Origin of the sequence: Pseudomonas fluorescens (assembly GCF_000968015.1) — a bacterium.
Taxonomy (GTDB): domain Bacteria; phylum Pseudomonadota; class Gammaproteobacteria; order Pseudomonadales; family Pseudomonadaceae; genus Aquipseudomonas; species Aquipseudomonas fluorescens_W.
On the sequence record NZ_LACH01000128.1, the window covers coordinates 158 to 11,052 of the forward strand.

Below are 10,895 nucleotides of genomic sequence, written 5' to 3' on the forward strand. Positions count from 1 at the left end.
GCAAGCCCGCTCCCACAGGGACGGTGTCGGGTAGTTATTTACTTTGTGTGTCGAGCAACCGAAAAAACCGTTCCCGCACCTGGCTGTTATCGCTGTGCGCCACGTTGAAACGCAGGAAGTGGCTGGCGCTCGGCGCTTTGCTGAGCAGGGTGCCGGGCGCCAGTACAAGGTCGATTTCCAGGCCTTTCCTGGCCAGTGTTTCGGCATGCAGCCCTTCGGGCAGACGCGTCCAGATAAACAACCCTTCCCCTGGCAGCGAAGAAACCGAGCAACCTGCCTCCTCCAGCCAACTCGTCACCCGACTGCTTGACTCGTAAAGCCGATCCACCGTGCGCCGGGTATGTTTGGCATAGCTGCCATCACTGAGCATCGTGCAGATAATCTGCTCCGCCAGTTCCGAGGTCATGCCACCAGCGGCCATTTTGAGCGCAACCAGCCGCGCAGCCAGTTGCGGTGACAGTACCGCGTAGCTGACACGGCTGTTAGCCGTCAGGGTCTTGGAGAAACCGGACACGTAACTGACGTTGTCCAGCCCGCCCGCGGCCAGACGCGGCGTGCTTCGTTGCTGCAAGTCGCAATACAAATCGTCTTCGACGATGTGGAAACCATAGCGGTGGCTCAACTCCAGCAAGCGATAAACCTGCGCCGGGGAGAACGAATGCCCGGTCGGGTTGTGCAAGGTACTGTTGGTCATGTAGAGCACGGGACGATGGGCAATCAGCAGTCGCTCGAAGGCCTCGAGGTCCATGCCGTCACTCCCGCGGGGGATGGTGACCACCTTGACACCGTGCAACGCCAGATTGGTGTGCATGGTGAAGTAACACGGATCGTCGAGCAGCACGGTGTCGCCGGGTTTGACCAGCAGGCGCATCAGCATGTCGATGGCCTGCACGGTGTTGGCCGTGGTGATGATCTGGTCCACAGGCACTTCGATGCCCAAGGCCGACAGCTTGACCTGCAACGCCTCGCGTAGCGGCAGGTAACCGCTGGCGACGCCGTATTCGCCCATGCGCAGGGAGGTTGCGCGCAACGTACCGCGTACGGCTTTCAGCAACTCTTCAGCCGGCAGCCACGAGGACGGCAGGAAACCGGCCCCAGGGCGCAGCGCGCCATTGTCCAGCAGCACCGCGCGGCGGACCACGCTGAGCGTGTCTTGAGGTTGCAGGTCCGGGCCGGCATCGGTCTTGATCGGGGTGCTGGAGCGGTGCACGTAATGCCCCGAGCCCTGGCGTGAAACCACCAAACCCTTGGCCCGCAAGCGGTCCAGAGCATCCACCACCGTGGATTTGCCCACGTTCATCAACTCGGAGAGTTCGCGAATCGGCGGCAGCCGGGAGCCGTGAGGCAGGCCTCCGTGGCTGATTGCCTCCGATAACTGATCGACGATCTGCTGAACCAGCGGTACACCCTGCTGGAACTCGATGGCGGCGATCACTGCGCGCTGAACCTGCATTTTACTGGTCTCTCCGGCAGTAAAGTTCGTTGGATTCTATACGAACTTGCTCTGATGAAAACAAGCGTCTCTCTCTACCATCACCTTACAGACTTTCTTGATTGTCGGCGCCTGTGGCCTTGGCAATCGCTTGGTTCCAGAGGTGTTGCATGAGTGTAGAAACAACGGTCGCCATCGCCAAACCGGTGATTAACATTCGCCTGTTCACAATCCGAATCATCACGGCCGTGTCGCTGTTTGCCGTGCTGGGCAAGGCCAACGTCTGGCTCGACACCGCCACCAACAGCATCCTCGCCCTCGGTTATCGGGCCTTGCTGTTGCTGTTGCCGTTGACCTTGTTGGTGTTGGGCCGGCGTTCGCTGAGCGTCACGTTGCTGTGCGCCGCCCTCGGCCTGGTCTTGCTCGCGGTCACCAGCAACCAGGGCATGGTGATGTTCGCCGCCGCATTGTTTGCCTACGGCATTGCGATTGCGGGTTACCTGATCAAGAGCGAAGCGGCCCAGACCAAAGAGGGCGCGGCCTACAACCGCGTCGCCATGAACATGGGCAGCCTGCTGGCGGGGTTGATCCTGCTCTCGCCCCTGTTGACCCCAAGCATGTTTTTCCTCGGTGCCGCCGCTTTCGTACTGCTCTGTTTGCCCATCGCCATGGGTGCAACATTCACCACTCAACCAGTGGTTGCCCATCCGGTGACCCAGGACGGCAACGGCTGGCGCAACAAACTGCCGTGGGTGATCGCTGGCATCATCATGGGGATCAAACTGTTCGGCGTGTTCTCGATCCTGCCGCAAGCCATCCTGCTCGAAACCGGTGAATTACCGGCCTGGTATGGCCTGATGCTGATCCTCAACAGCGCGGTGGTGGTGTTCGCTCAGGTGCCGATGATGAAACTGATCGAACGCACCGGGCGCTTCAAGGTGGTCGCGGTGATCGGGATCATCGTCGGCGGTTTTGCGGTGCTTTCGTCTCCGGCCGCTTTTCACGTCGAAACCCTCGCCGGCGCGTTGATCTGGGTGGCGCTGCTGTCCCTCGCCGAATGTGCGTTCAGCTACCTCGATTACTTCTCGGTCAAGCAGAACAACATGTTCGTCAAGGAAGTCTCCCTCGGCGTTGGCGCCGGGCTGACGGTGCTGATCATGCGGGTCGTGCCGCCGCCGTACAACGCGCTGGTGCTGGCCGCCATTGGCGCGGGCGGGATCCTGGCCTGGTACTACCTCAACCGTAAATCCAAAGCGTCGTTGCACGACTGACTCAGCGCGGTTGCGCTATTCACTTCACAGGTCGGAGGCTTCATGAATACGACATCATGCGTAGTCGTGGTCGGGTACAACGGCAATCGGGTTCACGACATCCAGAAACTGCGCGAGCTCTGCAAAACGCTCTATAACGCCCGGCTCATCCTGCTGGTCGATAAGATTCAGCCCGATGACGAGCAAGTGGCCGATCACGTCTGCAGCACTTCACTGGCGCCCGAAGCGGTAGCGGCCTCCCTCGAACTGGTGGTGGGGTGTTTGAACGCCGATCGCTGGAAGCTGATCGGGGTGCTGCCTTTCTCCGACCGTGGCGTGTTGCTCGGCGCCGCGCTGGCTTCTCATTTCGGTCTGCCCGGCATCACCCCGGGCGAGGCGCGGGCAGGGTTGGACAAGCAGATCTTTCGCAAGCTGGAAGCGGCTGCCAGCACTTCACCGGAGCATTACCGTCCGGTGTTTTCCGCACGCATCGAGAGCTTGCCTGAACTGCGCCAGAGGGTCATCGAACTGGGCGGCAAAGCGTTCATCAAACCGGCCTGCGAAGGGGCGAGCAGAGGGTGTCGGGTCATCCATCATCCGTCCGAGTGCGACGAGGCCTGGCACGCACTCAAGCCGTATCGCGAAGGCGGCATCGTGCTCGAAGAGTTGATCCAGAACGCCCGGGAATACAGCTGGGATTACGTGGCAGGCAGCACTTGGGTTACCGAAAAAACCACCACTGAAGGCGCCTATCGCGCGGAAATCCAGCAAGTGGTGCCCGCGCCATTGGCGGCCGACGTGCAGGCTCGATTGGCGGCCGCGGGTCGGCACATGTCGGAGTTGGTCACGGTGGATAACGGCGCCTACCACAACGAAGTGTTCCTGCGCGCCGGCGGGCTGACCTCCGCAGTGGAAACCAATATGCGCCCCGGCGGCATGCACATCTGGGACCTGGCCCGTCTGGCGTTCGTGGATTTCGATCCGTGGGAACGCTGGGTCAGATGGGCGGTGGAAGGCAAGACCGAACACCACGATCCCGTCGCCCGGGGATATTGCGGCATCCGTCTGCTCAGAGCGCCGGCTGACGGTCTTTTGCGCGCCACGCCAGACATCGAATCGCTGGCCCGGAAACTGAACATCGAACTGGTGGAAGCGGTGTATGCCAAGCGCGTCGGTGATTCGATCACGGCATTGGTGAAGGACAACACCTCATTCATCGGCCACATCGTGTTGTTCAGCAAGGACTACGGACAACTCAGCAACAACCTGTTGCGGCTGGCAGAGGCGATCGAGTCGCGCGTCGAAGTCACGTGCCTGGCCCCGGCGACGAGGGCTTTTGGCTGAGCCGGTGCGACCTGCGTTTTTTTGCATTATTGATTCAGAGGGTTTGGTAAATGATTGAGCAAAAGAGCTGTGATGAGCGTTTCATCGACCTGGCAAAAGAGCTCGGCTATGACATCTACGGCGAGAACACCGCTGGCGGGCATTATGCCCCGCTGGTTCGGCATCATGACGAGCTGTACATCAGTGGTCTGGTGCCGCGCATGAACGGCAAAATCCAGTACCCCGGCAGAGTCGGCCTGGAATTGAACATGGCGGATGCTCAAACGGCAGCCAGCATCAGCGCGATGCGCGGGCTGGCGCTGATCGTCGATGCCATTGGTTCGCTGGATAAAATAAAGTCGCTGATGCGGGTAACGGTCTATGTGAAATCCACGGCAGACTTTGTTGATCTCAGCGAAGTGGCCAACGGCGCGTCGGATGTATTCAGTCATGTGTTGGGGGACGCCGGTAAACATACGCGAACGACCGTGGGTGTTTATCAATTACCGAAAAATGCCGCGATAGAAGTCGACATGATTGCAGCGCTGAAACCGTCAGCGTTATAAGTGTTAGTTGTTCGGCTTTACAGCACTGAATGGTTGGCCTAAGGTTCGGTCATTAAAGTCGACAACATAAGTTGGAACTCGCGATGAATAACGTTCAAGGTGCGTTTTTTTCATATAAGGACTTTCGCCAGAGTTTGCACCAGCCGCCGGTCAGTGCACAGGTGTGGAAGAGCGGTGAACTCACAGACATGCGTCAGAGCCTCGAGGCCAGCGAAGTCGATATTGTCGCGCTGGCTCACGACAACAGCATCGAAGGTTGCAAGTTGACGCCAGGGATGGCGGTGTCCATGCAATGGTTGAAACCGGGCGCGGTGTTGAACGGGCATGCTCATTCGTGGTGGCACCTGTTTATCATTCAGTCCGGCCGCGGCGCGTTGACCTTGGGCGATGCCGATGAAGTGAACGTCAGCATGGGCGATGTGCTGCTGGTGCCGGCATGGACCCGGCACGGCTTCGTCAACACCAGCGACGATGAGCCGCTGGCGATGCTCAACATGAGCAACATGCCGCAGATGGCGTCGCTCTCCAGTCTGGGCGATCGCCAGGCCTGATCACTGTCCCCCCGTCATTTTCCCTTCGTTGCACACCAGGGAGTCAGCGTTCGCTGACTCCCTTTTTCTTTTCTGTGGCCCTGCCGAATCCTCCTGACGATCTGCGTTTTTAAACTTTCTGTATCGATAGAATCGGATAATTTCTGTATCTGTTCAGCGCTTGATCAACTAACTACGATCACTTCCAAGGCAACGGATTAATGTGGTTAATGCAAGGGAGCGTTCTATGGAAAGTATGAAACTTAAACTGTATGTCGGTGCAGACTTTGTCAGTGCCTTTGCGATGTCGGCGTTTGTTGCGTTGAAGGAAAAGCAACTTCCATTTGAACTGGTCACGCTGGATTTGAAGTCGCGGGAAAACTACAAGACGAATTACCGTGATCTTTCGCTGACCTGCAAGATTCCCACGCTGGTTCACCAAGATTTTGCATTGTCGGAATCTTCGGCCATTGCCGAATATCTGGAAGACATAGCGCCGGGGCATACAAAACTATTACCCACGGACATCAAACAGCGCGCCCGCGCCCGTCAACTCCAGGCCTGGTTGCGCAGCGATTTGTTGGTCATTCGCAAAGAACGTCCGGCAGACCTTATTTATTTCGGCAAAAAAGATACTCCGCTGTCCGACGATGCCCTGGCCGCCGTCGACCGGTTGTTCTTTGTCGCCGATCGATTGCTGGAGGGAGGCGCCGAGCATCTGTTCGGTGACTGGAGCATTGCCGACACCGACCTGGCAATCATGCTCAACCGACTGGTCGCCAATGGTGATCAGGTTCCCTCCCGACTCGCCGCGTATGTCCGCCGCCAGTGGGATCGCGACAGTGTTCGGGCATGGATGGACATAGAGCGCGCCGCGCCGGCCATCCAGTAAGAACTGCCAGCCAATCACCAGGAGCGCTGCCATGCAGGGAATGTCGGAGCAGGAACGCTACAAGCCCTATAACTCACGCACCATTCGCGACACGCCGTACTGGCAGAAACTGACGCCAGCGTTGCAGGAAGCCATGACCGTCGTGGCCCGGGTCATGCCGTTTCGCACCAATGAATATGTGCTGGGCACGTTGATCGACTGGAACAACATCCCGGACGATCCGATTTTCCGCATGACCTTTCCCCACAAGGACATGCTGCTGCCGGACGAGTACGCGTCCCTCAAGCAACTGATCGAACGGGATGACACGGTAGCCATCAAGCGTCGGATCGAGGCGATCTGGTTGCGCATGAACCCGCATCCGGCCGGGCAACTGACCCACAACGGCGCGACCCTCGACGGAAAAGTCCTACCGGGTATTCAGCACAAGTACCGCGAAACCGTGCTGTTTTTTCCCGGTGCCGGTCAGACCTGTCACGCCTACTGCACGTTCTGTTTCCGCTGGGCGCAGTTCATCGGCGAAGAAGAACTCAAGTTCAATGCGCGCGAATCCCAGGAGCTGGTGAGTTACCTGCGGGTGCACACCGAAGTCACCGACGTGCTGATCACCGGGGGCGATCCGATGATCATGAACACCCGTTCGCTGGCCGGGTACATCGAACCGTTGCTGGACTTGCCCCACCTGAAAAGCATCCGCATCGGCACCAAATCCGTGGCGTATTGGCCGCAACGGTTTGTCAGCGACAAGGACGCGCCCGAGCTGCTGGAGCTGTTTAAGCGGATCGTCGCGGCGGGGAAAAATCTCTCGATCATGGGGCACTACAACCACCCGGTGGAGATCCGTCAGGACATCGCCCGCCAGGCCATCGAACGCATTCGTTCCAGCGGCGCGACGTTGCGCATGCAGGCGCCGGTGATTCGGCACATCAACGAGAACCCGGCTGATTGGGCCGCGCTCTGGACCGAAGGCGTGCGGCTCGGCGCCGTGCCTTATTACATGTTTGTCGAGCGCGATACCGGCCCCAGCCATTACTTCGCGATGCCGCTGGCCCGGGCATTCGAGATCTTTCAGGCGGCGTATCGCACGGTGTCCGGGTTGGCGCGCACGGTTCGCGGTCCGTCCATGAGCACCTTCTACGGCAAGGTGTTGATCAACGGCATTGAAACCGTGGCGGGGGAAAAAGTCTTCGTGCTGCAGTTCCTCCAGGCGCGCGATCCGCAATGGGTGTTGCGCACGTTCTACGCGCGCTTCGATCCGCAAGCGACCTGGTTCGATGAGTTGCGGCCGGCGTTCGGCGAGCGCTTGTTCTTCTTTCAGCCCGAGCCTGATCTTGTGGTTGTGCCGGCGCCCGAATTAATACCGGTTCTGCTCGAAACAGCGTAGGACGATTCATCAGGAGATATGGATATGAGCGGTATCCCGTTTGATCAGCGAGAAGGTTTCATCTGGCTCGACGGCGAGTTCGTCGAGTGGTCCCAGGCCCGTCTGCATGTGCTGACCCACGGCCTGCATTACGCGAGCACGGTGTATGAAGGGGAACGCGTCTACAACGGCAAGATCTTCAAACTGCGCGAACACAGCGAGCGTTTGTATCGCTCGGCTCAGTTGATGGATTTCGTCATTCCCTATGAGCTGGCCGAACTGGAAGCGGCCAGCCATGAGCTGCTGCAACGCAACAACGTGGTCGACGGTTATCTGCGGCCGGTGGCCTGGCGCGGCAGTGAAATGATTTCTACCTCGGCCCGCTTCAACAGCGTCCATTTGGCGATTGCCTGCTGGCAATGGCCGAGCTATTTCGACCCGGCCGGGCACATGGCCGGCATTCGCTTGAAGACCGCCGAGTGGCGTCGTCCACCACCGAGCTGCAGCCCGTTTGAAGCCAAGGCATCCGGGCATTATCAGATCGCCACGCTGAGCAAGCACGATGCTGAAAACAACGGTTATCACGACGCCCTGATGCTCGATTGGCGCGGCAACGTTGCCGAAGCCACCAGCGCCAACGTGTTCTTCGTCAAAGGTCGGACGTTGCACACCCCGGTGCCGGATTGTTTCCTCAACGGCATTACCCGTCAGACCGTCATCGAACTGGCCAAGGCGCTGGACTACCAAGTGGTGGAGCGAACCATTGTTCCTACGGAGCTTGGCGACTTCGACGAGTGTTTTCTCACCGGTACCGCTGCCGAAATCACACCCGTGCAGCGCATCGATGAACATCACTATCGACCGGGCAACGCCTGCCGCGAATTCATTGCCGCCTACACCTCAACCGTCAACGCCTGATAAACCGCCAGGAATCTCACCATGTCAGATCAAGGGATTGTTGCGTCTAAACCTTACGTTTCACTGGGCCACCGCCACGAAGAGTTGTCGGCGCGAGGCTGGACGGTGCTGACGCCGGACGAGTTCGCCGACGATGTGCTCGGCACGCTGCATGAGTTCGGCCCGGTCATTCCGCAATTCAACGGGCAGACCGCGTTCGCCATCACCCGCAAACCGGGGTACGAAGACTTGCCGTATTCCCAGAGCATGAACGGCATCGGCCCGCACACCGAGGCGCCGGTTTACGGGCCGCCGCCGCGCTACCTGGCGTTGCATTGTCATCAACAGGCGACGTGTGGTGGCGGGCATACAGGGCTGGTGGACGGTTATGAATTGCTGGCGTTCCTCGAACGCACCGATCCCGAGCTGCGTGAATGGATCGACGACACGCCTGTGGAATTCGTCGCTACCGCCAAACCCGGTGAAGCCGCGCAACGGCGGGTCAAGGAATACATCCTGACGCCTACCGAGGACGGGGACATTTTCCGTTTCAGCTACAACCAGTTTCACTACGGCGATGTGAATCCTTCCAAGGAAGCTCTGCTGCACTCGCAAATCGCCAATAGCGCGTCGCCACTGGCCAGGTTTGCAGTCCTGGGCGAAGCGTATTTCGTTGAACACAACACCCCGGTGCTGATTCCCGACGGATGCATGCTGATTTGGGACAACTGGCGAATGATCCACGCCCGTAGCCGATACACTGACCCGGCGCGAAACCTGACCCGCTATTGGCTGGCCTGATTCATCCGTCGCCCTTAATTCTATTGGCGTACCCGTCATCGGGTACGCGTCCTACAGGTATCGCGTCATGCAAACAGCAATCGAGATCGCCAAGGTCGATCATCAACTGGTCGTGCGACTGAATCAGGCGTGGACCAAAAGAGCCACCGTGTGTGCACCGGACCAGGCCGAGGCCAGCGAAGCATTCGACCCGGCGCGCCCGGATTACCCGGAGTGCATGGTGCCGTTTTTCCATCATCCGAAGTTCCAGGCCCTGAGCGAAGAACTCAAAAGCACCGTGGTGACCTGGGGCTGGATCGGCTACAACCTGCGCACGGTGACCGCCGAAGAACACGTGGTGAACCCGGCGCTGAGTGTCATCGCCAATCAATACCTGGGCAAGGACGACTGGCATTTTCGCGAGGCCATGCAACAGACGTTGATCGACGAGCACTACCACACGCTCATGCACCTGCGGGCCATCGAACGGACCAAGCTGGAGCGAGCGCTCGATCAGGATCTGGATCTGCCGCCGTCGGTCACCTACCTGCGGCTGATCGCCCTGCGCGAAGAACTGTCGGAGCAATGGCAGCGCGACCTGGCGGCGATCACCTTTGCGGTGGTGGCCGAGATCAGCGTCAACGCCTATCTGGATTTGCTGGCCGACGATCAAAGCATTCAACCGCAAAACCGCCGCGTGGCCGAACTGCATAACCGCGACGAATATGCCCACAGCAAGATTCTCGCTGAAGTGGCGAAGGTCATGTACGCGAACATGCAGCCGACCCAACGGGTGTTTTTCGCTCGCACGCTGTCGGTGGCGCTGAGTGCCTTTGTCGCCCAGGACTACTCGATGTGGGAGGCGATTCTGACGCAGCTCGGGGTCGAAGACGCAGCGCTGATCATCGCCGACACCCGGGAGAGCAACAAGAACGCCACGATCATGCGGGACTACAGTGGCCTGCATCGTCTGGCACAGGATCTGGGGATTAGCGACGAGATCGATTTCGACTTCCGTCCAACCCTCAAAACCACCGCAGCGGCCTGAACCAGGAGGTGAATATGTCCGTTCCTGTGTACGAAGTATTCGCGATCCGTGTCGGCGCCAATGCCCAGCGCACCGCCCGTGAGAACTTTCTCTACGACGCCTGCTGCGGCGATCCCAATGCATCCATGCCGTTGGATTATTACTTCTGGGTCATTCGTAACGAGCAGCAGGTGATCGTGGTCGACACCTGTTTCCAACCGGCCACGGCAGACCGGCGCAACCGTCAGATGTATCGCCTGCCGGAAGAATCCCTACGCCAACTGGATATTGATCCGGCGCAGGTCGACAACCTGATCCTCACCCATTTGCACTGGGATCACGCCGGCAACCTGGGGCTTTTCCCCAAGGCCACGGTGCATTTGCAAGAAGCGGAACTGCGCTTCTGCACCGGGCCGAAAATGGCCCATCACACGGTGAACAAAACCTACGAGGTTGGCGACGTGATGTCGGCGCTTCCGCCGTTGTTCGAGGGCCGGATGCGTTTACACTCCGGCACGGTGGAGGTGGTTCCCGGTGTGACGTTGCACCCGGTGGGCGGGCATACACCGGGTAGCCAGGTGGTGCGGGTGAACACCGCGCGCGGGTGGATTGTGCTGGCCTCGGATGCCGCGCACTTGTGGGCGAACATCCGTCAGCGCAGTCCGTTTCCGATTCTGGATGATCTGGCGCAGACGCTTGAGGGGTTCAGCTTGATCGACAATCTGGCCGACGGCGAGGACCACGTCATCCCCGGTCATGACCCACTGATTGCTGAGCGGTTCCCGCATTGGAATGACGATCCGCACATCATTTGCCTGCACCAAAACCCAATCTG

At 59.2% G+C, this 10,895-nt stretch carries 11 protein-coding genes; 10 read left to right on the forward strand and 1 reads right to left on the reverse strand.

What is annotated here, in order from left to right:
* Positions 1-34 precede the first annotated feature (34 nt).
* On the reverse strand, positions 35-1,453 hold the full coding sequence (locus VD17_RS31035; protein ID WP_046057171.1) for an aminotransferase-like domain-containing protein: 1,419 nt from the start codon (positions 1,451-1,453) through the stop codon (positions 35-37).
* 149 nt (positions 1,454-1,602) lie between these two features.
* Between VD17_RS31035 and VD17_RS31040 the strand changes: the two genes are divergently transcribed.
* The 10 genes from VD17_RS31040 to VD17_RS31085 form a co-directional block, all read left to right on the forward strand.
* On the forward strand, positions 1,603-2,703 hold the full coding sequence (locus tag VD17_RS31040) for a hypothetical protein (protein WP_046057172.1): 1,101 nt from the start codon (positions 1,603-1,605) through the stop codon (positions 2,701-2,703).
* A 42-nt stretch (positions 2,704-2,745) separates the two neighbouring features.
* Positions 2,746-4,026 carry a biotin carboxylase gene (locus tag VD17_RS31045; RefSeq protein ID WP_046057173.1) on the forward strand — a complete coding sequence of 427 codons (1,281 nt, stop codon included), beginning with the start codon at positions 2,746-2,748 and terminating at the stop codon, positions 4,024-4,026.
* Between the two features lie 50 nt (positions 4,027-4,076).
* The gene (locus tag VD17_RS31050; RefSeq protein WP_046057174.1) at positions 4,077-4,571 is read left to right on the forward strand and encodes a RidA family protein; all 495 of its coding nucleotides are present in this window, start codon (positions 4,077-4,079) and stop codon (positions 4,569-4,571) included.
* A gap of 83 nt (positions 4,572-4,654) precedes the next feature.
* Positions 4,655-5,122 (forward strand): cupin domain-containing protein, encoded by a 468-nt coding sequence (locus tag VD17_RS31055; protein WP_046057175.1) that lies wholly within the window; start codon positions 4,655-4,657, stop codon positions 5,120-5,122.
* 226 nt (positions 5,123-5,348) lie between these two features.
* Positions 5,349-5,993, forward strand: coding sequence for a glutathione transferase (gene yfcF, locus VD17_RS31060; protein WP_046057176.1), 645 nt, complete (start codon positions 5,349-5,351; stop codon positions 5,991-5,993).
* Between the two features lie 31 nt (positions 5,994-6,024).
* Positions 6,025-7,377 (forward strand): KamA family radical SAM protein, encoded by a 1,353-nt coding sequence (locus VD17_RS31065; protein WP_046057177.1) that lies wholly within the window; start codon positions 6,025-6,027, stop codon positions 7,375-7,377.
* Positions 7,378-7,401: 24 nt separating this feature from the next.
* Positions 7,402-8,274: a branched-chain amino acid aminotransferase gene (locus VD17_RS31070; RefSeq protein ID WP_046057178.1), complete on the forward strand. Its 873-nt coding sequence runs from the start codon at positions 7,402-7,404 to the stop codon at positions 8,272-8,274.
* Between the two features lie 21 nt (positions 8,275-8,295).
* Positions 8,296-9,054: a TauD/TfdA family dioxygenase gene (locus tag VD17_RS31075; protein ID WP_046057179.1), complete on the forward strand. Its 759-nt coding sequence runs from the start codon at positions 8,296-8,298 to the stop codon at positions 9,052-9,054.
* 67 nt (positions 9,055-9,121) lie between these two features.
* The gene (locus VD17_RS31080; protein WP_046057180.1) at positions 9,122-10,081 is read left to right on the forward strand and encodes a diiron oxygenase; all 960 of its coding nucleotides are present in this window, start codon (positions 9,122-9,124) and stop codon (positions 10,079-10,081) included.
* A gap of 14 nt (positions 10,082-10,095) precedes the next feature.
* Positions 10,096-10,895 (forward strand): N-acyl homoserine lactonase family protein (locus tag VD17_RS31085; protein WP_046057181.1); only part of this gene is annotated, 800 nt, incomplete at its 3' end.